21 protein-coding genes are annotated in these 24527 nt (G+C 47.8%); 3 read left to right on the top strand and 18 right to left on the bottom strand.

The window, feature by feature from the left end; all coding sequences use genetic code 11:
• Positions 1-12: 12 nt before the first annotated feature.
• From def to ACX9NY_RS03280, 10 genes are all read right to left on the bottom strand, one after another.
• On the bottom strand, positions 13-501 hold the full coding sequence (gene def, locus ACX9NY_RS03325; protein ID WP_017687449.1) for a peptide deformylase: 489 nt from the start codon (positions 499-501) through the stop codon (positions 13-15).
• Positions 502-618: 117 nt separating this feature from the next.
• Positions 619-3168, bottom strand: coding sequence for a primosomal protein N' (priA, locus tag ACX9NY_RS03320; RefSeq protein ID WP_339235682.1), 2550 nt, complete (start codon positions 3166-3168; stop codon positions 619-621).
• A gap of 3 nt (positions 3169-3171) precedes the next feature.
• A complete protein-coding gene (gene coaBC / locus ACX9NY_RS03315; RefSeq protein WP_339235684.1) occupies positions 3172-4407 on the bottom strand; it encodes a bifunctional phosphopantothenoylcysteine decarboxylase/phosphopantothenate--cysteine ligase CoaBC in 1236 nt (411 codons plus the stop codon).
• A 139-nt stretch (positions 4408-4546) separates the two neighbouring features.
• On the bottom strand, positions 4547-4759 hold the full coding sequence (gene rpoZ / locus ACX9NY_RS03310; RefSeq protein ID WP_036614619.1) for a DNA-directed RNA polymerase subunit omega: 213 nt from the start codon (positions 4757-4759) through the stop codon (positions 4547-4549).
• 158 nt (positions 4760-4917) lie between these two features.
• Positions 4918-5490 (bottom strand): guanylate kinase, encoded by a 573-nt coding sequence (gene gmk / locus ACX9NY_RS03305; RefSeq protein ID WP_017687445.1) that lies wholly within the window; start codon positions 5488-5490, stop codon positions 4918-4920.
• A gap of 13 nt (positions 5491-5503) precedes the next feature.
• Positions 5504-5764, bottom strand: a complete 261-nt coding sequence (remA, locus tag ACX9NY_RS03300) for an extracellular matrix/biofilm regulator RemA (RefSeq protein ID WP_006209218.1) — start codon at positions 5762-5764, stop codon at positions 5504-5506.
• A 51-nt stretch (positions 5765-5815) separates the two neighbouring features.
• On the bottom strand, positions 5816-6715 hold the full coding sequence (locus ACX9NY_RS03295; RefSeq protein ID WP_076211386.1) for a YicC/YloC family endoribonuclease: 900 nt from the start codon (positions 6713-6715) through the stop codon (positions 5816-5818).
• Positions 6716-6734: 19 nt separating this feature from the next.
• Positions 6735-8624 (bottom strand): bifunctional homocysteine S-methyltransferase/methylenetetrahydrofolate reductase, encoded by a 1890-nt coding sequence (locus tag ACX9NY_RS03290; protein ID WP_472477044.1) that lies wholly within the window; start codon positions 8622-8624, stop codon positions 6735-6737.
• Positions 8625-8836: 212 nt separating this feature from the next.
• Positions 8837-9670, bottom strand: coding sequence for a diaminopimelate epimerase (gene dapF, locus ACX9NY_RS03285; RefSeq protein ID WP_036614947.1), 834 nt, complete (start codon positions 9668-9670; stop codon positions 8837-8839).
• Between the two features lie 182 nt (positions 9671-9852).
• Positions 9853-12711, bottom strand: a complete 2859-nt coding sequence (locus ACX9NY_RS03280) for a cation-translocating P-type ATPase (RefSeq protein WP_472477042.1) — start codon at positions 12709-12711, stop codon at positions 9853-9855.
• A gap of 356 nt (positions 12712-13067) precedes the next feature.
• Between ACX9NY_RS03280 and ACX9NY_RS03275 the strand changes: the two genes are divergently transcribed.
• Positions 13068-14840 (top strand): Rqc2 family fibronectin-binding protein, encoded by a 1773-nt coding sequence (locus tag ACX9NY_RS03275; protein WP_472477040.1) that lies wholly within the window; start codon positions 13068-13070, stop codon positions 14838-14840.
• A 220-nt stretch (positions 14841-15060) separates the two neighbouring features.
• Positions 15061-15507, top strand: a complete 447-nt coding sequence (locus tag ACX9NY_RS03270; protein WP_339256321.1) for a GNAT family N-acetyltransferase — start codon at positions 15061-15063, stop codon at positions 15505-15507.
• Positions 15508-15651: 144 nt separating this feature from the next.
• Here ACX9NY_RS03270 and ACX9NY_RS03265 read toward each other — a convergent pair whose 3' ends face one another.
• The 8 genes from ACX9NY_RS03265 to ACX9NY_RS03230 form a co-directional block, all read right to left on the bottom strand.
• Positions 15652-16521 (bottom strand): PHP domain-containing protein, encoded by an 870-nt coding sequence (locus ACX9NY_RS03265; RefSeq protein WP_339256323.1) that lies wholly within the window; start codon positions 16519-16521, stop codon positions 15652-15654.
• A 70-nt stretch (positions 16522-16591) separates the two neighbouring features.
• Positions 16592-17515, bottom strand: coding sequence for a selenium metabolism-associated LysR family transcriptional regulator (locus ACX9NY_RS03260; protein WP_339256325.1), 924 nt, complete (start codon positions 17513-17515; stop codon positions 16592-16594).
• Between the two features lie 143 nt (positions 17516-17658).
• Positions 17659-18096, bottom strand: coding sequence for a hypothetical protein (locus tag ACX9NY_RS03255; protein ID WP_017687436.1), 438 nt, complete (start codon positions 18094-18096; stop codon positions 17659-17661).
• Between the two features lie 165 nt (positions 18097-18261).
• Positions 18262-18525 (bottom strand): YlbG family protein, encoded by a 264-nt coding sequence (locus tag ACX9NY_RS03250; RefSeq protein WP_095290540.1) that lies wholly within the window; start codon positions 18523-18525, stop codon positions 18262-18264.
• A gap of 30 nt (positions 18526-18555) precedes the next feature.
• Positions 18556-18993 (bottom strand): YlbF/YmcA family competence regulator, encoded by a 438-nt coding sequence (locus ACX9NY_RS03245; protein ID WP_339235702.1) that lies wholly within the window; start codon positions 18991-18993, stop codon positions 18556-18558.
• Positions 18994-19145: 152 nt separating this feature from the next.
• A complete protein-coding gene (locus tag ACX9NY_RS03240; protein ID WP_339256327.1) occupies positions 19146-20867 on the bottom strand; it encodes a helicase-associated domain-containing protein in 1722 nt (573 codons plus the stop codon).
• A 36-nt stretch (positions 20868-20903) separates the two neighbouring features.
• The gene (locus tag ACX9NY_RS03235) at positions 20904-22598 is read right to left on the bottom strand and encodes a DNA repair helicase XPB (RefSeq protein ID WP_339256329.1); all 1695 of its coding nucleotides are present in this window, start codon (positions 22596-22598) and stop codon (positions 20904-20906) included.
• A gap of 189 nt (positions 22599-22787) precedes the next feature.
• The gene (locus ACX9NY_RS03230) at positions 22788-23957 is read right to left on the bottom strand and encodes a M20 family metallopeptidase (protein WP_339256331.1); all 1170 of its coding nucleotides are present in this window, start codon (positions 23955-23957) and stop codon (positions 22788-22790) included.
• A gap of 210 nt (positions 23958-24167) precedes the next feature.
• Here ACX9NY_RS03230 and ACX9NY_RS03225 point away from each other — a divergent pair, with 210 nt between their 5' ends.
• Positions 24168-24515: a YugN family protein gene (locus ACX9NY_RS03225; protein ID WP_017687430.1), complete on the top strand. Its 348-nt coding sequence runs from the start codon at positions 24168-24170 to the stop codon at positions 24513-24515.
• Positions 24516-24527 lie beyond the last annotated feature (12 nt).

Here is a 24527-nt window from a genome sequence, read left to right as displayed (position 1 = left end):
ATCGATCACTCCTTAATTACGACGCGGTCCCGTTTGATCGGCTGCAATTTCGTACACTTTCTCGGCGACATCCGTAAAGAGAACTCCATCCAGATGATCAATCTCATGCTGGAATGCACGGGACAACAAGCCACTACCCGTAATAATCAACTCTTTGCCTTCACGATCCAGACCTTTAACCGTAACGGTCTCAAAACGGCGAACATCGCCATTAATTCCAGGGATACTCAGACATCCTTCCGGTCCGAACTGTTCTCCCTCACTTGCAATGATCTCCGGGTTAATCATCTTGATCAGCCCTTGCTCATCACCTGCGTCGATAACAATCAGACGTTTCAAAATACCAACTTGCGGCGCAGCTAGACCTACACCCTCCGCATCGTACATGGTATCCGCCATATCATCCAGCAATTTTTGTACATTTGGTGTAATTTTGGTTACTTCTTTGGCTCTCTTGTGGAGCACCTCATCTGGTTCTTGCACGATAATGCGAATCGACATGTTGTAAGCACCTTCCTAATCCTCATCATAATTTCAGGACGATATTCTGTATTTTTGGGGTATTCATTTTAATCTATGTTTATACCGCTTGTTTACATCCGCATTGCTGCAAAATGCTTACATTAACATTTGCGGGTCTACATCCAGACTAATAAGCAATTTTTGCGCCTGAACATCATCGTCCATGCGTCGGGCTGTTGCCAGAGCGAGTCCTATGGCGTCTACATCCCCCCGCCATTTTATCATACATTGGAATCTGTATCTATTCTTGATCCGGGGAATCGGGGACGCTACCGGCCCTAATACATCAAAGGCCTCATTACTGAATCGATCCAGACTGCCGAGCCATCCGGCCGCATTAGCCTTCTCTTTCAGTATCCGCGTGTAGTTCTCGGCAAGACGAATCAACACCGGAAGTTGCTCATGCGAAAAGGTCACCAGAATCAGGCGACAGTATGGCGGATATTGCAAATTACGACGATGCAGCAGTTCCTCACGTACAAACGATACATAGTCATGCTTACTCGCATGGCCAATAGAGTAGTGCTCCGGCGTATAGGACTGAACAAACACCTCACCAGGCAATTGGTGCCGACCAGCTCGGCCAGCTACCTGTGTTAATAACTGAAACGTTTTTTCGGCAGCACGAAAATCAGGCAAATTCAATGCTGAATCCGCTGTTATCACGCCAACCAGAGTCACATCAGGGAAATCGAGCCCCTTCGCAACCATCTGGGTGCCAAGCAATACGTCAGCCTTTTTCTCACGAAACTGTTTCAGTAGCTTCTCGTGAGCCCCTTTTTCCGTTGTTGTATCTACATCCATCCGTATGACCCGAATACCCGGAAAGAGCTTCGCAAGCTCTTCCTCGACCCGTTGTGTACCTGTACCAAAGTATCGAATATGCTCACTTCCACAATCCGGGCACACTTCCGGAGCGGCTTCCGCATAGCCACAGTAATGACAACGGAGATTATTGGAGCGCTGATGGTACGTCAGTGAAATATCACATTCGGGACAACCTGCTACATATCCACAACTGCGGCACATGACAAAGGTCGAATATCCCCGGCGATTCAGCAGAAGCACCGTCTGTTCACCACGCTCCAAGCGCTCCTCCAGCCCTTTGTGCAAAGCCCTGCTGAACATGGAGCGGTTACCATCCTTCAACTCCTCGCGCATGTCAACAATTCGCACCTCGGGCAGCTTGTTACCCAGTGCGCGTGTTGGCATCTCCAGCAAGAGTGGTGCAAAATCATCGTTACTCTGCGAGCGTGCCGCATAGTAACTTTCCAGCGAAGGTGTCGCTGAACCCAGAACAACCACGGCCTGATGCTGCTGTGCTCTTTTAACCGCTACATCCCGGGCATGATATTTCGGCGTTTCCTCCTGTTTGTAGGAAGTCTCGTGCTCCTCATCCATAATGATCAACCCAAGCCGACTGAATGGAGCAAATACGGCTGAACGCGCCCCAATCGCAACCTTCACCTGGCCCTCACGAATTTTGCGCCATTCATCATAACGTTCACCGCCGGACAGACGACTGTGCATGACCGCAACCTGGTCGCCGAATCGCCCTTTAAAACGTTCCACCATCTGTGGTGTCAATGCAATCTCGGGTACCAGTACGATGGCCTGCCGATCCTGCTCGATGCATTGTTGAATGGTTTGAAGGTAGACTTCCGTCTTGCCGCTGCCTGTGACACCATGTAGCAAAAATACCCCGTGGCGTTGTTCCTGCAATCGGCCATTGATATTGTTGTAGACATGCTTTTGCTCATCGGTCAGAACCAGCGGCTCCGTTGCTTGGAACTTCCTGCCCTGATAAGGGTCACGAAAGACCTCTACGTCCTCGGTGACGATTAATCCCTTTTCCTCAAGTCCCTTCATCGTCGCCGCCGATACCTGCAGGGTGGATAACACTTCTTTCATCGGCATGGGCAGCAGCTCTTTCATTTCCAGCAAAAAAGCCAGAATCTCCTTCTGCCGCTGTGCTTTCGCCGGGAATGAAGCAAGTGCTTCCTGAGCAGCAGCAATATCTACAGCCAGATCAACGGATTTCATCGTTTTTTTATTCAGCTTGTCCTTGATCGCCTGACTCTCAAGCAGCACACCACCAAGTAATAGTTTCTTAATTAGTGCAGCATGATTGGGATATTTTCGACTCAATTGTTGCAACGGTACCTGACCCCGACTTTTGACAAAACGGATGATATCCTGCTGCACTTTCTCGTTCGTAGACTCTTCTCCCCAAACAAATAACACCTCATCATCCGGTTGTGCACCCGCCATCTGTCCATCAAGTGCATCTCCCAGCGAGATGTATCGCTCTGCTTTTCCTTTCAATGCGGTCGGTACCATGACCTGCAAAGACAGAATCCGGTTACTGGCATAACGCCCACTCATCCATTCAGCCAACTCCACCAAATCCTTTGACAATGGGGGGACAATGTCCAGTAACTCCTGAATCTGCTTGAGCTTGAATGTTTCCTCTCCGGTACGCGGCACAAGATCAATCACGAATCCCTGCACCGTCCGATGTCCAAAAGGTACACCCACCCGGCTGCCAATCTCGATCCATTCCCTCATCGATTCAGGTACCAGGTAATCAAACGGCCGGTCTGTATCCTTCACGGGAACATCGACAATGACCTTGGCAATCTCCATATCCTAATTCCTCCCGGCAATGCGCTCCGCCGCAATCCGGAGCAACCGATGAGCCACATCGTCCTTGGCCATCACTGGTAGCTCCTCCACCAAACCTTCCCGGTCATAGATATGTACCGCGTTGGTGTCTGTTCCAAATCCTGCACCCGTGTGGGTTACGTCATTGGCTACGATCAGATCACAGTTTTTCCGTTCCAATTTCTCACGTGCATACATCTCAACGGACTGAGTCTCCGCAGCAAAACCAATCAAAAACTGATGGGTTTTCTGTTTGCCCAGCGTTTCAAGAATATCTATATTTTTAACAAGTTCGAGCGACAACGTGTCGCCTTTCTTCTTGATCTTCTCGGTGTAAACTTCCTTAAGGCGATAATCGGCAACAGCCGCCGCCTTAACCACGATATCAGCATCGTCCCACTCGCGTGTTACGGCTTCATACATATCCTGTGCTGACTGCACAGGGATCAACTCTACGTTCTCTGGCGGCTTGGCTTGTGTATTGCCCATGACCAATTTCACGTTGGCCCCCAGATCACGCGCAGCTGCAGCGATGGCAAATCCCATCTTGCCAGACGAATCATTCGTAATGTATCGTACGGGGTCAATTCGCTCAATCGTACCTCCAGCCGTAACAACTACCTTCTTGCCTTGTAATAGTGAAGCTTGTTCTTTCCTTGTACGGTCTGCGGACTCGCGCTGTTCAAAGAAACGTTCCACCACATTCACAATGCTCTCCGGCTCTTCCAGACGGCCCTTGCCTACATATCCACACGCAAGCAGACCTTCACCCGGTTCAATCATCATGGCGCCCCGTTCAACAAGCAGGTTCATATTATGCTTTACCGCTGGATGATCATACATATGTACATTCATCGCTGGAGCAATCATGACAGGAGCTGTCGTGGCAAGCAGCGTTGTTGAGAGCATATCATCGGCCATGCCATGTGCCATCTTGGCAATCACATTGGCGGTAGCCGGGGCAACCAGAACAAGATCAGCCAGATCAGCCAGATGAATATGAGATACGACTGCTGGCTCACGCTCATCAAATGTATCGGTATATACGGTGTTTCGGGTTAACGTTTGCAGCGTTAATTCGGTAATAAACTGTGTAGCGGAAGCTGTCATAATGACATGAACATCCGCACCCTTTTGCACCAGTCTGCTGCATAATGTTGCTGCTTTGTATGCGGCTATGCCGCCTGTCACACCAAGCACGATTTTTTTACCGTTCAACATGTTTATTTCCCCCGATATTTATACGACATCTAAACAATGAGTTCATTGAAATATGCTTATTCGTAAAAAAATAACAACCTCGCGGTTGTCAATTAATCCGGCTTACGCCGTATGCAGTTGAAGAGCAGCCGCAGGCGGCTTACTCTTCTTCTTCGTCCTGTCCTTTGATGACAACGAGCAGGTCTCCATAGATTTCTTCCAGTGCAACGCCAACTTGTTTATGGGATCTCGCACCTCTTAAATCCGTTTTTTCACCTTCACGTAGCTGTCTAGCCCGGCGGGAAGCAGCAACAACAAGGGAATACTTGCTGTCGACTTTGTTCATCATTTCATCAATAGAAGGATACAGCATATTAACAAACACCTCTTCGCATTAGTATAATCGCAAGTTGCCGCCTGACAGAACGGATGTGGCATGTCTTCTCATCCAGGCATTCCCCGAAGGGAGTGCTTCAGTACATGATATGACAACTGCCCCACTTATATCGCATTCTGCAGCGGCAAAAGGGATTATTTATTGATCTTACAATGTTCGGCGATTATGATGCTTTCTATTCTCTTGCACGCCAAATCAATTTCATCATTAACAACAGCGTAATCATACTGCTCCAGCAGACTGATCTCATCGACCGCCACGGACATCCGGTGATCAATGGTCGCTTGGCTCTCGGTACCACGGCCCTGAATGCGATCTTTCAGCTCGTCCAATGAAGGAGGAAGCAGGAAAACAAAGATTCCTTCCGGGAATTTCTCTTTCACTTTTAACGCGCCTTGAACCTCAATCTCCAGAATGATGTCACGGCCTTCGTTAATCGTTTTCTCTACAAAATCACGCGGTGTTCCGTAATAATTACCGACATACTCCGCATGTTCCAACAATTGATCTTCAGCAATCATGTTCTGGAACTCTTCATGACTTCTGAAGAAATAGTTCACACCATGTTCTTCACCCAGACGAGGCTGACGGGTTGTCGCCGATACGGAATAGATCAATTCCGGCACCCGTTTGCGCAAAGCGCTGCATACCGTACCCTTCCCGACCCCAGATGGGCCGGACAACACTACCAGTAATCCTTTAGACATATTACACTCCATTTTATTCGTCGTTATCATCATCTTTCGAAGAAAGACGATGGGCGACCGTCTCAGGCTGAACTGCAGACAAAATGACATGATCGCTATCCGTAATAATTACGGCACGAGTACGTCTTCCGTACGTTGCATCAATCAGCATGTGACGATCTCTTGCCTCTTGTATAATTCTCTTGATCGGCGCCGATTCCGGACTCACGATGGATATAATCCGGTTCGCCGATACGATGTTACCGAATCCAATGTTAATGAGTTTGATTGCCATAATCAGGTTCTTCCCCCTATACATGCGACTCTTTTGCCGAAATTTGGCTGTTCATTCGATATTCGCAGCTTGCTCACGAATCTTCTCCAGTTCTGCCTTCATTTCGACAACACGATTCACCAGAGCCAAATGGTTGGCTTTTGATCCAATCGTATTGACTTCCCGATTCATCTCTTGAATTAGAAAGTCCAACTTACGACCTACGGGCTCATCACTTTTCAGCAGTTCCCTGCTCTGTCCAAAGTGACTCTGTAGACGCGTAAGCTCCTCTTCTATGTTAGAACGATCGGCAAACATTGCAATTTCCATACCCAATTTATGCTCATCAAAAGGGAAAGAGCCTTCTTCCTGCATTTCCGTAAGCCTCTGTCTTAGCTTGTTGCGATAATCACTTACCACAGTCGGTGCAAGATCAAGCATCTCGGTATGCAGTGACTCCAGACGGGTAATACGCCGTTCCAGATCACTGGCCAGATGAAGACCCTCGCGAGCGCGCATCTGTTCAAGGCTGGACAGTGCCTCTTTCAATCCTTCCTGCAAAACTCGCTCCCATTCGTCCTTCTGCTCTTCGGGAATGGAACTTGTCCCATCCGAATGAACCATAACGTCCGGCAGCCCAAGCATATCCACAATACTTGGTTTGCCCTGCATTCCATATTGGGTCTCCAGTTGCTCTGCAGCCTGCAGATAGGCCCTGACCGTCTGTTCATTCAGAACAGCGGGAAGAGCCTGGTCTTCCTCTTTTTCTTTCATTACATAAACATCAATCCGCCCACGTTTCAAACGACTCTGTACGATTTTCCTCAAACCGTCTTCATAATACGTCCACTCTCTTGGCAGACGCATCATCACTTCGCAATAACGATGATTAACAGATTTGATCTCTAATTGTACCTTATAGCCGCCAAAATGAAAGGCGGATTGACCGTATCCGGTCATACTGAATGACATCGGCATCACATCCGTTTTACTATTGTAATTGATTATTAGGGTTGAAACAAGTAGGACATTGATGCTCCGACTTCTCCCATACGTATTGAGTCAGTTCGGCCGTCATGCCGTAGAACATAAACGGTGTCATAAGATAGATGCCTTTGAAATGTGCTGTTGCTACGTCCAGCAGTTCCTTGGCAATTTTTACCCCCGTCGCACGGCCCTCTTCGCCTTCCAGACCTGCCATACGGGAACGCACTTCATCCGAAAGCTGAATTCCGGGAACTTCGTTGTGCAGATATTCTGCATTCCGTCCACTTGCCAGTGGCATTACACCTACAAAAATAGGCACATCCAGGTGTTTGGTCGCTTCGTGCATTGCCACAATCAACTCCGGATCATAGACAGGCTGAGTCATGATGTAATCTGCACCAGAGGCAATTTTCTTCTCCAGACGTTGTACAGCTTTATCCAAATATTTCACATTGGGATTAAATGCGGCTCCGATAACAAAGCCAGCTTTCTGCTTCAGCGGTTTACCCGAGAAGGCCACCCCGTCGTTCAACTGTTTAATCATGCGTATGATTTCAAAAGAGGTCAGATCGTATACCGAGCTTGAACCCGGCAGATCGCCAAATCTTGCAGGATCACCTGTCACAGCCAGTACGTGATTAATGCCCAGAGCATCAAACCCCATCATGTGGGACTGCGTTCCAATCAGATTCCGGTCACGGCAGGCAATATGCACCAATGGACGGAGACCCGTGCGATCCTGAACGAGGTGACCCAGCGCCATGTTGCTCATTCGTGTAACCGCTAATGAATTATCGGCCAGTGTCAGAGCGTCTGCTCCTGCTGCTTTTAGGGTCTCGGCACCTTTCATGAACTTGGCAATGTCCAAATCACGCGGCGGATCAAGTTCAACAATGACCGTGTGACGCTGCTTGACCAGATCAACAATCGTAGGCTGGCCTCCACGTCCGGAGCGCTCATCCACATGCTCATGCAGTACAATACGCGGTTTGGATTCTGATGGATCAGGCTCCAAAATAGGCGAAGGTACGTAATCTGCGAGCGCCTCTTTCATGGCTGTAATATGATCGGGCGTTGTACCACAGCATCCGCCAATAATTCGGGCACCGAGTTCCGCAAATTGCACTGCAGTCTGACCAAAGTACTCCGGAGTCGCACCATAACGGAACTGACCATCCACATAATCTGCTGCACCCGCGTTCGGATAAACAGACATTGGAATACCAATACGTCCGGAGACGGTTTCCATGGCACGCATAATTCCATTTGGACCTGAGCGACAGTTAAAACCAATCACGTCCGCACCCTGCTCCCGCATGATCCGGAATGCTTCGGGCATTGTGTATCCGTCCAGTGTGTGTCCTACATCCTCTACCGCGAACTGTCCAATCACGGGTAGATCACTTAGCTTGCGCGCTTGCAAAAGGGCAATATCCATTTCCTCGATATCATAGAAGGTCTCAAGCAGAATACCATCCACGCCTTCATCAAGCAGTGCAAAGATCTGTTGTTGATAAAAGCGTTTCAGTTCACTTGTGGAGACGTTTGTCCGTTTGCCTCCGCGAATAGAGCCTACTGCACCAAGAACATAACCGTTAGCTCCAGCCACCTCTTTGGCAATACGAACGCCGGTCCGGTTCACATCCTCCACTTTGGACTCCAAGCCGAACTTGGACAACTTGTCATAGTTGGCAGAGTACGTATTCGTTTCAAATATCTCTGTACCTGCGTCCCGATAACGGCGATGTACTTCTGCCACTACTTCAGGTGAAATCAAGTTTAACTCTTCATATGAAATCCCTACCGGGAATCCCATTTGGTACAGATAGGTTCCCATGGCCCCATCTCCAATGAGAACTCGTTCCTGCATAACTTTGCGCAAATCCGCCTTCATCCCTTTTCCCCCCGCCTAGCTGTGATCATTTTCATACTAATGTAACACAAAAAACGCTAAAAAACGAAGAAAAACACAGGTTTTTGTTGAATATCCAGCTCATATGGACTTTCTTTCCACATAACACCCAATATGTCTCTGTACAGGAGACACGCACTGTCCTTTAACAAAAAAAGAGGCCCGCAGGCCTCTTGGGTTACACCGTTTTCTTATTATGAAGTGATTCCCTTGAAGACAACTTCAGCCGGTCCAGTCATGTACACATGATTGTCAGCTTCATTCCACTCAATGTGGAGATCCCCACCCTTGAGGCTAATGACTGCTGTACGATCTGTATGTCCATTCAGGACAGAGGATACCAGTGTTGCACAAGCTCCGGTTCCACAAGCCAGTGTTGGGCCAGCTCCACGTTCCCATACACGCATGTCCACATATCCACGGTCACGAACTGTTGCGAATTCCACATTGATTTTTTTCGGGAACATGGGATGTACTTCAAGAAGCGGGCCCCACGTCGTGAGATCAAAATTAACAGCATCATCAACATAGATAACGGCATGCGGGTTACCCATGGATACGGCAGTGAATTTGAACGCATGTCCGTTCGCTTCAATGTAGTGATCAACCACCGGATTGGCATCCACTGTTGTAGGCACTTGAAGACCGTTCAGGATCGGCTCACCCATATCCACACGAACCGTTTCCACTTTACCATCACGAATGTTGAGACTCACAGGCTGTACCCCTGCACCAATCGTTTCAATGGTAATTTGCTCCTGGTTAACATGACCATGATCGTATACATATTTGGATACACAGCGAATGGCATTACCGCACTGTTCTGCTTCCGATCCGTCCGAGTTCATGATGCGCATCTGAAAGTCCGCCTTTTCCGAAGGCAGTATATAGACCAGGCCGTCCGCACCGATGCCGAAGAAACGGTTGCACCATTTCACAGCCAATTCTGCAGCATCTGCCGGAAGCTCCTTTTCACCAAATACAACGATAAAATCGTTACCAAGTCCATGCATTTTCGTAAATTCCATCATCTTGCCCACTCCTTTTGGCAGTCTGCTGCCAAAGCTATATTCTTGCTCTTCTACAGGATTACCATAGAAATTCATATTCAACGTTTACACAAAAAAGCTATCCTGCAAAATGCCAAAGCTGCCGCTTCGAATCATTTTGAGGATAGCATAACGAAATGGGTAAGGAAAAGGTATTGATTTTATGCTGAAAACTTTGTACTTTTCGGTACGAAGCGTCCAGAACCACCCATACGGCGGCGGTTACGACGACCACCCCACACGCTGCCCGCGCCCATAAGGAACGTTGGAATGCCAGCAGCAACGATACAAATTGCCCATTCACGCAAACCTAGCGGTACGGTTTTAAAGATCGGCTGCAGCGGTTCAACGTACATGACAACCAGCATCAGTACAACCGATGAAATCACGGCAAGAACGAGATATTTGTTTTGCAGTGGATTTCGATGGAAGATGGAGCGCGAACTGCGGCAATCAAAGACATGAATGAGCTGCGCCAATACGAGTGTAGCGAAAGCCACAGACTGTGCTTTAATCAATTGACCCGGGTTATCCGGCGCAGCCTGAAGGGTAAGCCAGAACGCTCCGAGTGTACATAGTCCAATCAATACACCCCGGCTGACAATTTTCCAACCCAGTCTGCGGGCAAAAATGTTTTCTTTGGCACCACGGGGTTTGTGTTCCATCAGATCTTTTTCCGGCTGATCTACCCCGAGCGCCATTGCAGGCAAACCATCCGTCACCAGGTTAACCCATAGAATCTGAATAGGTACAAGCGGCAGTGGCAAGCCCATCATCATTGCAAAGAACATGGTTAGAATCTCACCCACGTTCGATGCCAGCAAATAACGGATAAACTTACGAATGTTCTCATAAATATTACGACCTTCTTCTATGGCCGCCACAATCGTCGAGAAGTTATCATCACTCAGAATAAGCGCCGAAGCTTCCTTCGTGACATCCGTTCCTGTAATGCCCATCGCGATCCCGATGTCAGCCGCTTTAATCGCCGGAGCGTCGTTCACCCCATCCCCCGTCATGGCAACGACATGTCCTTTGCGCTGCAAAGATTTCACGATGCGAAGCTTATGTTCAGGAGACACTCTTGAGAACACATAGATACCCTCTACCTGTTTATCCAGCTGCTCATCCGTCATGCCTGCCAGCTGCTGACCACTTAGAGAAGCACCGCCGCGTGGAAGAATCCCGAGTTGATGAGCAATGGCTTCTGCCGTTGTACCATGATCACCTGTGATCATGACAGTTCGTATCCCCGCCTTGCGGCATGTTGCAATTGCATCGCGCACTTCACGACGTGGCGGATCAATCATGCCTGTAAGCCCTACGAATATAAGCTGACTCTCGGCGGCGTGTTCGTCGGCCACTTTTTCTTCCGGCCGCACTTCACGATAGGCCATTCCGAGGACACGTAGTGCCGCTCCGGCCATGCTCTCGTTGGCTGCCATCACTTTCTGCCGCAGCGTTCCAGTGAAAGGTACGACTTTACCTTCCCACAAAATATAACTGCAGTGTCCGATCAACACATCCGGTGCACCTTTGGTGTAGATCATTCGGCCTCCCTGATGATGAACCAGGACCGACATGCGTTTGCGCTCCGAATCAAACGGGAACTCCTGCTCCCGGGCATACAGCTCTTTGAGGCCAGCAGGAGTAAGCCCCATTTTGGAGGACAGTGTGACGAGCGCCCCCTCCGTCGGATCTCCCTTCAACTCCCAGAATACATTTTCTCGCTTAACCATTTCTTCTTGGAAATCATCTTTTTTGGTATTTTTCTTGCCGTCTTTTTTGTTATCCTTGCCCTTTTTCTTGCTTCCAGACTCGTTTGCAATGGTCTCCACAATACTTGCATTGTTGCATAGCGCACTAATCTGAAGCATTCTGCGTAGCGACTGGTCACTCTTCAGTTCCACCGTTCGGCCATTCTCCAGCATCTGCCCTTCAGGTGCATAACCATCCCCGGTAACCTTGATGCTGCGTCCCTCCAGCCATACATCCGTTACCGTCATCTTGTTCTGGGTGAGCGTGCCTGTCTTGTCCGAACAGATTACGGATGCACAGCCAAGGGTTTCGACAGAAGGCAGTTTGCGTACAATGGCTTTACGTTTGATCATACGCTGCACGCCTAGTGCGAGTGCAATGGTTACAATGGCCGGCAGACCCTCCGGTATGGCAGCCACCGCAAGGCTGACCCCTGCCAGGAACATGCCAACGGCTGGTTGTCCGTGCAATATGCCGGCGACGACAACCATAATGGTTAATCCCAATGCGACAAAAATCAGAATTTTGCCCAGTTGTTCCAACCTGTGCTGTAAGGGTGTTTCCTGCTCCTCCGTATTCTGGATCAGATCGGCGATTTTGCCCATCTCCGTCTCCATGCCTGTACGGATAACCACACCTTTGGCCGTACCACGAGTGACCATGGTGCCCATAAAACCAATATTCTTCTGATCACCAAGCGGAACGTCCTCATCGGCAATCGGAAGGCAATGTTTGCTTACGGGAACCGATTCCCCGGTAAGAGCAGACTCCTCCACATCCAGGCTGTTCGTTTGCAGCCAGCGCACATCAGCAGGAATGCGGTCCCCACTCTCTACCATGACGATATCCCCAGGGACAAGTTGTTTGGCTGCAAGGTGTACTTCCTGGCCTGAACGAAGCACTTTGGCGAGAGGTGCAGACAACTGTTTTAATGCACGAAGTGATCGTTCAGCTCGGAATTCCTGTACAAACCCCAGAATGGCATTCAGTACGATAATGGCCACAATCGTTACCGCATCCAGATACTCACCCAGCAATCCGGATACCAACGTTGCTCCCATCAACACCAGCACCATAAAATCCTTGAACTGATTCAAGAGCAATGTAATCGGAGATATACGTTTCCCCTCGCTCAGCTCATTCGAACCGACCACTTTCCTCTTCTCTGCTACAGCTTCATCCGTCAATCCTTCCTGCGGGCTGACGCCAAGAGTGTTACGAAGCTCTTCATCACTAAGTTGATGCCACTTGGTATGTTCCATGCTTCATGTTTCCCTCCCAGTCTGTATTTCATCTGCTAAATAAGCTCACATGCTTCACCGGCGTGCTGGTCGACAGGCTGTACACAATGCCGGACAAACTACCTGCTCTATATGTATTCGGACAGGTCTGTGATTAGCACCCGGAAGGTGAATCCTTTCCCTGATGGACAGAATAGGCTAAAATAAAGGTCTGCGATGTTCTGCGCAGTACCATGTTCAGTGTTCAACAGGTAAGCAACGAAGAATCTGCATCCGGTCCTTGTTTTTTTACATATCTGGTTGCACGTTTCAGTTATATAGATGAAGCATTGCGCATGACAAATGCAGGTGCTCGATAGAGAGAGGAAGTGGAAAAAATGGCATTGGACGGCATCGTAACACGGGCCATTGTTCATGAATTGCAAGGCTGCATTGGTGGACGTATCAGCAAAATCCATCAGCCGAATGGTCATGACGTAGTTCTCACACTGCGAGCTCAGCGCGGTAATAGTAAATTGCTTGTTTCGGCAAGCCCAACATATCCCCGTGTGCATTTTACGGAAAAAATATTCCTTAATCCTACGGAAGCACCCATGTTCTGCATGCTGCTCCGCAAGCACTGTGAAGGTGCAATCATTGAGGAGATCCGTCAGATTGGCATGGAACGTATCATCCACATCGATGTGCGCCAGCGCGACGAATTGGGGGATGTTTCGGTTAAACGGATCATCATTGAATTAATGGGTCGTCACAGTAACATTATTTTGCTTGATCCCGTTACAGGAACGATTCTGGATGGCATTCATCATGTGACTCCGTCCATCAGCAGCTACCGGGTAATCATGCCAGGTTTCGCGTATACTGCCCCACCTGAGCAACATAAGAGTAATCCGCTCGAAGTGAGTCGTACAGCATTCGAGGACAGCTATCAAGCCGTTGAAGAAGAGGCATCACGCTGGCTTGTGAACTCCTTTAGCGGTCTTAGCCCGTTAATTGCTGGCGAGATTGCTGCCCGTGGGATTGCTGCTGAAGGCAAAGGGAACACCCAGGCTGTGGTTGAGGGTGAGAGCCGAGTTGAGATTGATGCGCTCTGGAACGCTTTTGAAGCCGTGATGGGTCCTGTCAGAGATCATCGCTACACGCCTGTAACCGGAATGAATGCCAAAGGCAAAATGATTTTCTCCGCCGTTCATCTTGAGAGCATTCAAGACTTGGAGAAAACGTATGACACGATGAGCAAGTGCATGGAAGATTATTATGGAGACAAGGCTGAACGGGACACGGTTAAACAGCGAGTAAGTGATCTGCTCCGTTTTCTGCAAAATGAGCGAAGCAAGAATATCAAAAAGCTGGACAACCTGAACAAGGATCTGCTGGAAGCAGACGATGCGGACAAGTTCAGACTATGGGGTGAGTTGCTGTTTGCCTCCCTGCATCAGGTCCACAAAGGGGACAAGAGCGTGGAGCTTGTGAACTTCTACGACGAAGACCAAGCCAACATTACCATTCAGCTTGATCCGCTGCTCACACCGTCTGACAACGCACAACGTTATTTCAAGCGGTATAACAAATACAAAAACAGTCTGGCTGTCATTCATGAGCAGCTTGGCAAAACCAAAGACGAAATTGACTATCTGGATAACCTGTTACAGCAGCTATCCATTGCATCGATGAACGACATTGAGGAAATACGGGACGAGCTTGTGCAGCAAGGATACCTTCGTGACCGCAATAAAAAGGGTAAAAAGAAAAAGAAAAGTGATCGTCCGACCGTACACCAGTTTACGTCCTCAGAGGGAATTGATATTCTTGTGGGCAAAAACAACCTCCAGAACGAGTACGTGACGAATCGCCTCGCTTCTTCCAACGACACCTGGCTGCATACCAAAGACATTCCAGGTTCACATGTCGTCATTCGCAGCACGGACTTTGGTGAAGCTACATTGGAAGAAGCAGCACAGCTTGCTGCCTACTTCAGCCAAGCCAAGGAGTCCAGCAGTGTGCCTGTGGATTATACGTTTATCCGTCATGTACGCAAACCAAGTGGTGCGAAGCCTGGTTTTGTCATTTATGATCATCAAAAGACCTTGTTTGTCACGCCAAATGATGAATTGATCAAGAGTTTGCCATCCACCATTAAAAATGGATAAGGCTATATAAGTGGAACTAAAGATTAGTTCCACTTATATAGATGTAACAGTAGAAAAATCCCCTGACCATAACGGTTCAGGGGATTTTTGTGGATGCATCAAAATTGTTTCAATACTAATGTGAAGTTCATCTTATTTATCGTTTTTGTTGAATATTAATTCTTTTAAATGTATAATAATTCAATTCTCACGAATAAAACTACTTTTAAGGAAGTGTACCATGACCATACATATTCGAGAAACTCAACCTGATGATCTGAAACCCTTGATGGTATTAATGCATGACTATGTGGTGGGATTCTACAACAACCCCTGGCCTGGTGATCAATCCATCCAGCTTTTGATTAATAACCTGCTTAATCAGCAGATCGGTGCTCAATTCGTGGCAGAGCAGGACGGGGAGCTTATCGGATTTGCCACCCTGTTCTTCACTTACAGCACAATGAAAGCAGAGCGTGTCGCAATCATGAATGATTTATTTGTTACGGAAGCATTCAGAGAAGGCGAAGCAGAAGCCAAGTTATTTGCACACTGCCAGCAATATACACGTGAACATGGGTGTGCTTATATGTCCTGGATCACAGCCGTGACTAATGAACGAGCACAACAATTATTCGAGCGTCTTGGAGCTACACGCGGCGCTTGGGTCAATTATTCGATTACATAGACTCTTTTTGGCACACAAAAAAAGGACATGAATACATGCAGGTTTATCCCTTGCATGCTCCATGTCCTTTTCTCAAACGTCCCTAACATGTATCTCTCTAACGCAGAATTCATTGTGGTCATAAAAAGCGTTACCACGTTTAGCTTATACTCCCTTTTGCTGTGAGGCAGCTGCCTTCAGCCTTTCCAACACATCAACCATTACGGTCTTGCTACCCAGATCCCCGTGGAAAACGACACCTTGCCGTTCCCCATGATAATCGGATCCGCCAGTCTCAATTAACCCATAATCCTTAGCCATCTCGGCGTATCTGCGCTCATCTTCCGGTTCATGGTCCGAGTGAAACACTTCGAGTCCATCTGGACGGCAATCCTCAATGATTCGCCGTACCAATTCATCATCTTCATAGAGGCCCGGATGGGCAATCACTGCGGCTCCACCTGCGGCTCTGATCCATTCGCACGCATCCTTCGGCGCAACGCGGGGTACAGATACGAAGCCAGGCTTGCCTTCAGCAAGGTATCGATCGAATGCATCCCGCATGTCAACCGCATATCCCTTCTTCACCAGCACATCAGCCATATGAGGTCTGCCGATACTCTCGTCAGGCTCTAGTGGCCGTCCCAGCTCATCCAGTACTTCCTGCCAGCTGATATCAAGCCCAAGTTCCTGAAGCTTCGCGATAATGAGATGATTCCGCTCATCTCGCGCTTCTCGTAATCCGCGCAACCGTTGCAGGAATGGCTCATCCTCCGTATTCACATAATATCCGAGCACATGAATATCTTTTCCGCCAGCCCGAGTGCTGATCTCCACTCCGGCAACAACATCAATATCGTACTCTTTTCCCGCTTGCTGTGCTTCCGCTACACCAGCAACTGTATCATGGTCTGTTAGAGCAACCGCCGATAGCCCTTTTTGTTTGGCAAGCTTCACATTATCAGCAGGTGGCTGCATTCCATCCGATGCCTGACTATGGGTATGCAGATCACAGCGTCCTTTGCTTTGATTCATGTACAACAACTCCTTTCTTTCCAAAAGTGGTTTGTGATTACATCTTATCTATCATTAATGGTGCGAACGATTATGCCTTCCCCGTCTTGGACTCCGGCTCAGGTTGCTCCTGTTGGCGCAGATAATTCAGGAAAGCCACTGCCGACAGGGGCAACAAGGACGATTTTAGATGGATGGCATAGAATTGCCGTTTGAATTCGAGTCCTCGGATATCCACAATATGAACAAGTCCCAGAGCCAGTTCATGCTGCACGGAAGAAGGAGATAACATCGTAATGCCTACCCCTGCCTCCACGGCTGATTTTACCGCTCCTGTACTGCCAAGTTCCATCACAACATTCATTTCCTGTGGATCAATCTTTTTCTTTTGCAATTGGTCTTCCATCACCTGACGAGTACCTGAGCCCTTCTCACGCAGTACAAAGGGATAATTCATGACATCCTCAATATTCACTTTGCTACGCTTAGCCAGATCATGCCCGGCAGGTACAATCAGTTTCAGCTCGTCCTGCATGACAGGCTCTACAATCATGTCCGGATGGTGTACTGGCGCTTCAATCAGACCAAAATTAAGCTGGTGCTTTAAGATATCATCCATAATTTGCGTTGTATTCATCACTTTCATGACGATTGAAATATCCGGATATTGAAGTGCAAAAGGTCCGAGCATACGTGGAAGTACATATTCCCCGATCGTTAAACTAGCTCCAAGCTGGAGTCGGCCCTGTAACATTTGGGTAAACGCTGACATCGCTTCATCCGTCTGTCTAACCAGTTCTACACTTCGTTTGGCATGAGGTAATAATGTCCGACCCGCCTCGGATAATTCTATTTTTTTGGTGGAACGATGCAATAACTTGGTCCCGAAATAGTCCTCCAATGATTGAATCTGCATCGTCACTGCCGGTTGAGTCATATGTAATGCTTGTGCAGCAGCCGAGAAGCTTCCTTTCTCTGCTACCGTATAAAAAATATGCAATTGGTGAAAATTCATATCTTCGCCCCTCTTCGATTACACTCTCTATATTGTAGCCGATTTCCCGCTTGGCAACAAAAAAAGCATGCAGCTTGTCTGCATGCGATACGACTTGAATCTATGATTTCAACATATTGAATCTCATATTGAATCTAATCAACTTACTTATGCTTACGGCTATTTTTGACCAACGTCATTCTTCTTGAGTGTCTTAACCATGAATAGTATGACTTCAAGTCCCTTAATTCAATGGTCTCCGACATTCGTCCCAGAAACGTAACTACGATCATTTTGTGCAAGGGGTTGCCCGCAATATCATATTCCCCTTCAAGTTCGGAAAATTCGGCGACCACCACCAGATCCTCATCAATCAGGTAGACGTCCTGTTCATTACGGTAGTATGGTGTTATACGGTCCTGCTTCAGACACTCCCATAACCACGCCGCAATATGGTCATCATCACTACGTGCAGGCTCAATACGGTCTGCATACCGCATCTTGGCATGATGGGTAATGACGATGTCGGCCACTTTCTTGTCTCCAAGAGCCACGAAAAACGGCTCGTAGGTGCTCCAACGTTGCATCACCTTATCACGCATGGGAATCACTCTCCACCAGATAGGACTTTCTATCTATTTATTACCAAATATATTACAACATTAGTCCCGCAACCTCAAGGCGTAAGTGTAACTTTTTTTCACTAAAGTTCATTTGTGCATAATTTAAGAAAAGAGCGACCCCAAGGGGCCCCTCCAGTTTCTCGTCTATATTCCGTAAAAGCTCGTTTTGTCCATGGTTTTGCTGGCATACTCAGTTTTGATCTCATTACGATACGATCGTTCGATCTTGCGCACATAGGAAAGTCGCTTCACGTTTTTCATCGTATCTTCTGCCCGTTCTGCATTAACATACATGACCACATAATGCATACGGCGGGAGATATAATGCACGGTGCCATATTTTTCGAGATTACGGGCAGCCTTCAAATCACTGACCCAAATAATGAATCCTGTCCTTTCCGCAAACATCATCGTTCCCCGCCCTTCTATAATGATTACTTAACTGCAACCACACTTGCCGCCACTACCGCAGCCGCCCTTCGGATTCGGATCATTGCTCGGTACCTTAATGGTCGTTGACACTGCGAATGCAATGGTCTCTGACATCTGGAATAACATATCATCCAGGGACTTCTCTGCCTGTTTGAAGCGGACCACCGCCTCGAAATTTTCCAACTCCTGTTCCAGAGCCTTCACCTGGTCTTTCGCTGCATGATAATCCGGGTGAAAATGACCGAAACGCTGTGTTTCTTCAAACAATTCCTTCTTGGCATTCAGCTTCCGAATCCCCATCTGAATCTCAGGGGAAGTCTCGACTTGCTGCTTCCAATATAAATAATCCGATACTTCGGCAGATTGGTTAATCATGTCGCCCAGTTCATATGCGCCCGTTAACACTTGGGCCATATCGACCGTGTTCATTTCCGCTACGCTCATGAAATATTCATCCTATCTATATATAAAGTTCTACTTAACGTAGACTACCCCATCATAGCATATCCATGAATAGTTAAGAAGAGTTTTTCCTGCAATTAGAAATAGCGAGAGCTTTAAAATTCGCCTTTCAACCTGATATTCACGAAAAACAGTCAGGTTGTAACATCATCAGGCAGGATAAGACGCATTGTATCCCACTCCGACGGGGAGAATGTACGCCATTCCGTCTCTGATGTATGTTCATTTGAATCCAGCATGTACCAACCACTTAAAGTCCATTGTTCATGGCCCTCTACCTGGTGTGGAATGAGGTATCGCGTACAATTTTCCTGCTGTATCCCCAGCTTGGTCTGCCACTCAATGGCTTTGGCAGCAATCTGTCGTGCGGTTGAACTATGATATCGACGCCACTCCTTGTACCAGGTCTCCGGTATCTCCTCCAATCCGAGCAGAGAGAACTTCTTCTCAATGACAGAATGATCACGCTCCAACCCATGCAGAAGTTCAGGAACATCAACCAGTCCTTGATTATCGGGTGTGTAGAAAGAAGAAGCATATACATCGGTCAACACATCTTCTTCTAATAATTTCGAAGGCGCTTCGGTACCTGTACTTGCCTCCGTTGCCTCCATCTTCCCTTCTACAGTCAACGGTACAGCAACCGTCTCCCTTCCCCACCCTTCCAACGCAATACGTACATTCTCCGGTATGCCTGTCAGGGCATATTGATCCAGAAACTCCATCATTTCACGTAATCCACGCCCTTTGGCTAAGGCCCAAACGAATCGTTCTCTTGTCATGCGATAGATGGACATCCGGTCACGCGTTACCCGTTCTGCGCATTGCTCCAGCATCCAGATCACATCAGGCCTTGCTTCCGGTGGCACCAACATTTCGAAATCAGGCTGCATGTAAAATCCACTCGGTTCCGTCTCACTTACCATCTCTCGTTCTCGATATAAAAGGCTCTGCGGGTCGATCAGCCAACGAAATGCCAGATCTCCCGACTGATCCGCTCCAACTTCACCATAACCCCACCCAGCAAGGGCATAGAGCCAGCCCATAATTCGTGGTTTCAGCTCCGAATTCGCTATACGGCACCATATGTTCTTTTCTGGAACAAGCACTGCCAATTGATAACGGAAATGCTGTAACGCGGGTTCAACTTCTCCGTATCTTTCCATACACGCTTGATATATTTCCCTATGCATCTGTGTCCACGATAGCCCTAACCATTTTTTTAATTGATGATCTTGAATCTGGATTCGCCCATCTGACTTCTGAACCAGATTCAGACTAAGAAGTAGATCCAGAAGAATGGCAACGTGGGTCGGATACAACTCCGAATGTTCATATCGGATACCCAAACCATCAAAGTCTGTCGAAGATAACACCGTGATCATACTTAATTTTTGAACACTTTTCTTATGTATAGTGCCTTTACCTGTCAAAGGAAGTCCTTCTCTTCCGATCCAAGCAATCAGATGAAGTAACTCTCCAGCAACATCCGACTTTCCCTCCTGTATTACATGAGCAAAATTTATATCCTGTTTGACGGTTATGCCCACTCTTTGCGCATAAGCAATAGTCAATGTCTCGATCAGTGAAGCAGGAATATAGAATAGTCGCTCCCCCCAACTCTTATGCACAGATTCGATCCATTTTTGCTGCCGAAGGTGGGCGAAGGAAGAATTGGCTTCTGCGACACTTAGTCCTTCGATGGCCCATTGTTCTCGCGGCATGAGGGAGGAAAAAGGCTGACCAGCATGTTTGTGAAAAATTGCACCAAGTACTTTTTGTTCCACCCAAGTAAGCTTTGACCATGAATCAAGGTTCAGTACCACAGGTTCATTTGTTGGTCCAGATGAAGACATTTCCCAATCCCTCCTCTTTTCGCGAGTATAAATGGGCTATTCGTTCTCATGAACGATAGCATATTCATATCCCTGCTCCACCAAGAACATCTGACGGTTTAATGCAAACTCCTGTTCCTTACTATCCTTCGATACCAGCGCATAGAAATATGCTTTATTTTCCCCCGCTTTCGGTCTCAGAATTCGTCCCAACCGCTGTGCCTCTTCCTGCCTTGAACCGAAACTCCCGGATATTTCAAGCGCAACAGCAGCATCGGGCAGATCTACAGCAAAATTGGCAACCTTGGATACAACAATCGTTTTAATCTCTCCACGTCGAAAAGCGCCAAACCATTTGATTCGCTCCTGCTGTGACATGGTTCCGGAGATTAAAGGTGCTTCAATTTCCCGGGCAATCAACTCTAGTTGGTCCAGATATTGTCCAATTACTAGTGCAGGCAAATCCTGATGACGTTCCAGCAAACGCTTCACCACACGTACCTTCGCCGGATTCTCTGCAGCCAATCGAAATTGATGCTTAACCTCGGCTTGCAGATAATTCGATCTTAATTCCGGGGAGAATGGGATACGTATCTCCTGGCATTGTACATCAGCAATCCACCCTTGCTGCTCCAGTTGTTTCCACGGCATGTCATAGAGCTTCGGACCAATTAACGAAAATACATCCTGTTCACAGCCATCCTCTCGAACCAACGTGGCTGTTAATCCCAGCCTTCGCGTAGCTTGAATATCCGCAGTTGCACGAAACACCGGCGCTGGAAGCAAATGTACTTCATCATATATGATCAGCCCCCATTGCCGCTCACTGAGCAGTTTGATATGGGTAAAATCAGCATCTTTTGATTTCCGGTGTGTAAGAATCTGATATGTAGCTACAGTCACAGGTTTCACCTGTTTTTTCTGACCTGAATACTCACCAATCTGTTCGCTGGTGATCGTGGTTTTGTCTTGAATTTCCTGAATCCACTGTCGCACAGACGTTGTATTGGACGTCAAAATAAGGCATTCACATTGAAGCCGCTCCAGCACGGCCATGCCAATGACCGTTTTGCCTGCCCCACAAGGAAGTACAAGTAGCCCGCTTCCTCCCATGCCCTCACTGCCTTCGAATGCGTCCACAGCCTCTTTCTGGTAAGAACGCAGTGCAAATCGCTCAGAGTGAGCCCCTGAATCATTGGTTCGCCATTCAAATGAAAGCTCGGTTCCCTTCCGATACCCCACATAATCAAGTACGGGGTAACCCAGTCGTGTTAATTCCCTTTTTAGTAACCCTCGCTGTTCTCCCGGGAGCATAAGTTGATGAGCGTCCTTACGTTCCATACGAAAGGCAGCTATTGTTTTCAATCCACTTAATTCATCGAGCAACCGTTCATCCTCACTGTAAAGGCGCATTCTGGTGTGATCTGCTTCGGAATGCAGCTTTAATTTGCCATACTGATCCATAATTCTCCGAACATCCTGTATCAGTGCAGCAGGCACGTTCCAACGCGATACCAGCTCCAGACTTGCGATGACCTGATCTGAATTCCACCCTAGCGCAGCTGCATTCCAGAGCGACAGCGGAGTGATTCGGTAGGTATGAAATGCTGCGGGTGTCTTGACCAGTTCAGCATACATCCCAAGCTGCTCTCTTGCCCTTTCGAATCCGGGGTGGCCGACTTCCAGCAAAACTGTAAAATCTCGCTGAACAATGCAAGCATCCGTTCTACCCATATGTTCTGTTCCTTCCATTCGCGCCTTCCTCCTATCACAAAAAAGTCCAGTTCCGGCTGCTTCCGAAAATGAACCTGTATAATTCCGAGTTCAACAAGTCTTATTTCAGTAACGAAAAGTGGACTTATTGAACAAACTCTAAAAAATCCATGAAAAAACACCCTGCCCATACCTCGGTATGAACAGGATGCCCAACTGCATCTAAAGTCATTCGGCTGTGTAACCCTTAGCCATGGCGATAAATAATCTCACGGCCGTCTGCATCGCGTCTTCGTCAAAATCAAACATCGGATGATGATGCGGATAGATCGCATTTTTATCCGGGTTGCCTGCTCCAACAAACATAAAGCACCCTGGAACCTTCTGCAGATAATACGCAAAATCTTCCGCTGGCATCAGCATCGGGGAGGCTTGTACTCGTTCTGCCCCAAATAACTCTGTAGCTTCCCTGAAGAAACGTGCTGTCTCCTGTTCATCGTTCACCACAGGTGGATATCCCATAATATATTTCACTTGTGTCTCTGCTCCATAGGCTGTCCCTGTCTGGTCTACCATGGTAAGCACACGCTCTTTCATCACGTTTCGGGTCTCTTCATCAAACGTTCTAACTGTACCGCTCATTTTACATTGCTCTGCAATTACATTCTGAGCAGATCCCGCCTGCATTGTGCCAATGGTCAGCACCGCCGGCTGTAAGGGATCCACCGAACGGCTGACAACCGTCTGAAGCTGCATCACAAGCGCAGAACCGGCGATAAGACTATCTATTGTGGATTGCGGCATCCCGCCGTGTCCACCCTTGCCCTTGATCTCAATGTAAAAATCGTCCGCCGCCGCCATCATTGGTCCTGCTTTACTGGCAACCACACCTACAGGGAGCGGAGTCCACAGATGAATTCCGTATATGACATCTACACCTTCAAGCGCACCATCCGCAATAACCTGGACTGCACCGCCTGGAAGAAGTTCTTCTGCTGGTTGGAATAAAAAGCGAATCTCTCCTCGAATCTCCTGCTTGTGACGGCTGAAATACAATGCCGTACCGAGCAAGATGGAGATATGACCATCGTGGCCGCATGCATGCATTGCTCCTGCTTGTTGTGAAGCATACTCGATATTCTTTTCATCCTGAATCGGCAGTGCGTCCATATCAGCTCGCAGCATGACGACAGGACCCGGCTTGTCGCCACGGATTGTACCAATGACCCCGTGACCACCAACATGACGCCTTACTTCAACGCCAAAGCTCTCCAACATATCCGCTACAAAAGAGGATGTCTTCTCCTCATGAAAGGAAACCTCTGGATTGCGATGAAGGTGACGCCGCCATTCCACCATGTGGATCTGCAGATCTTCCCACCATATATTATTAGTCATGTCTCTCCATCCTTTCAATCTTGAACGGGACTTATATCAAGCCCGAACCTGCCTCTTCGAACCTATTGCTGTATATTGTAGCAGAATTGGAAGAAAACCGATACGAAACGCCCTTGGAAAGCTTGCACGGGAAGGGGAAACATACTATCATGAACTAGAGAAATACTCGAGAAATTATACTCGGAAGCTTATGAGGAGGATCAAACGCTTATGATTTTTGAGAATACAGGCTTGGATGGCTTGAAGAGCGACTTGGCATACCTGGATGAGAGCGCCGAGAAAGTCGGATTTGTCCGGTGGCAATGGGAATATTACCGTGCTACATACGACTACAAAATTGAAGATGAACAAACCAACTCAGAATACTTTGTACGCATTAATACCCGCGCCGTGGAAGGCAAATTGGAAAAACCGGATACCGTTCTTGCTGTTGAAGCAGTGTACCTTGGCAAAGCCACCTTCCCTCACGGCCTGGACTATGACTCTTCCGTTCCCCAACCAGTCGTGAAGCTGGCAGCCCAAAAATTACAGCAGCTTAAAGAACTGCTGGAAGCATAGGCTGGGCCAAAC

This window comes from Paenibacillus sp. CB74 (assembly GCF_055687625.1).
Note: the sequence above shows the minus strand (reverse complement) of the source record. Positions and strands in the feature narration are given on the sequence as shown.

Excerpts from the sequence above, each read along its gene's own strand:
- ACX9NY_RS03295 (WP_076211386.1), bottom strand. The coding sequence starts at position 6,715 with ATGTCATTCAGTATGACCGGATACGGTCAATCCGCCTTTCATTTTGGC.
- priA (WP_339235682.1), bottom strand. The coding sequence starts at position 3,168 with ATGGAGATTGCCAAGGTCATTGTCGATGTTCCCGTGAAGGATACAGAC.
- dapF (WP_036614947.1), bottom strand. The coding sequence starts at position 9,670 with ATGGAATTTACGAAAATGCATGGACTTGGTAACGATTTTATCGTTGTA.
- rpoZ (WP_036614619.1), bottom strand. The coding sequence starts at position 4,759 with ATGCTGTATCCTTCTATTGATGAAATGATGAACAAAGTCGACAGCAAG.
- ACX9NY_RS03225 (WP_017687430.1), top strand. The coding sequence starts at position 24,168 with ATGATTTTTGAGAATACAGGCTTGGATGGCTTGAAGAGCGACTTGGCA.
- ACX9NY_RS03250 (WP_095290540.1), bottom strand. The coding sequence starts at position 18,525 with ATGTTTGCGGAAAGGACAGGATTCATTATTTGGGTCAGTGATTTGAAG.
- ACX9NY_RS03270 (WP_339256321.1), top strand. The coding sequence starts at position 15,061 with ATGACCATACATATTCGAGAAACTCAACCTGATGATCTGAAACCCTTG.
- ACX9NY_RS03260 (WP_339256325.1), bottom strand. The coding sequence starts at position 17,515 with ATGAATTTTCACCAATTGCATATTTTTTATACGGTAGCAGAGAAAGGA.
- ACX9NY_RS03240 (WP_339256327.1), bottom strand. The coding sequence starts at position 20,867 with ATGTCTTCATCTGGACCAACAAATGAACCTGTGGTACTGAACCTTGAT.
- gmk (WP_017687445.1), bottom strand. The coding sequence starts at position 5,490 with ATGTCTAAAGGATTACTGGTAGTGTTGTCCGGCCCATCTGGGGTCGGG.
- remA (WP_006209218.1), bottom strand. The coding sequence starts at position 5,764 with ATGGCAATCAAACTCATTAACATTGGATTCGGTAACATCGTATCGGCG.
- ACX9NY_RS03280 (WP_472477042.1), bottom strand. The coding sequence starts at position 12,711 with ATGGAACATACCAAGTGGCATCAACTTAGTGATGAAGAGCTTCGTAAC.
- ACX9NY_RS03245 (WP_339235702.1), bottom strand. The coding sequence starts at position 18,993 with ATGAGCGTAGCGGAAATGAACACGGTCGATATGGCCCAAGTGTTAACG.
- ACX9NY_RS03235 (WP_339256329.1), bottom strand. The coding sequence starts at position 22,598 with ATGGAAGGAACAGAACATATGGGTAGAACGGATGCTTGCATTGTTCAG.
- ACX9NY_RS03290 (WP_472477044.1), bottom strand. The coding sequence starts at position 8,624 with ATGAAGGCGGATTTGCGCAAAGTTATGCAGGAACGAGTTCTCATTGGA.
- coaBC (WP_339235684.1), bottom strand. The coding sequence starts at position 4,407 with ATGTTGAACGGTAAAAAAATCGTGCTTGGTGTGACAGGCGGCATAGCC.
- ACX9NY_RS03255 (WP_017687436.1), bottom strand. The coding sequence starts at position 18,096 with ATGCGTGATAAGGTGATGCAACGTTGGAGCACCTACGAGCCGTTTTTC.
- def (WP_017687449.1), bottom strand. The coding sequence starts at position 501 with ATGTCGATTCGCATTATCGTGCAAGAACCAGATGAGGTGCTCCACAAG.
- ACX9NY_RS03230 (WP_339256331.1), bottom strand. The coding sequence starts at position 23,957 with ATGACTAATAATATATGGTGGGAAGATCTGCAGATCCACATGGTGGAA.
- ACX9NY_RS03265 (WP_339256323.1), bottom strand. The coding sequence starts at position 16,521 with ATGAATCAAAGCAAAGGACGCTGTGATCTGCATACCCATAGTCAGGCA.
- ACX9NY_RS03275 (WP_472477040.1), top strand. The coding sequence starts at position 13,068 with ATGGCATTGGACGGCATCGTAACACGGGCCATTGTTCATGAATTGCAA.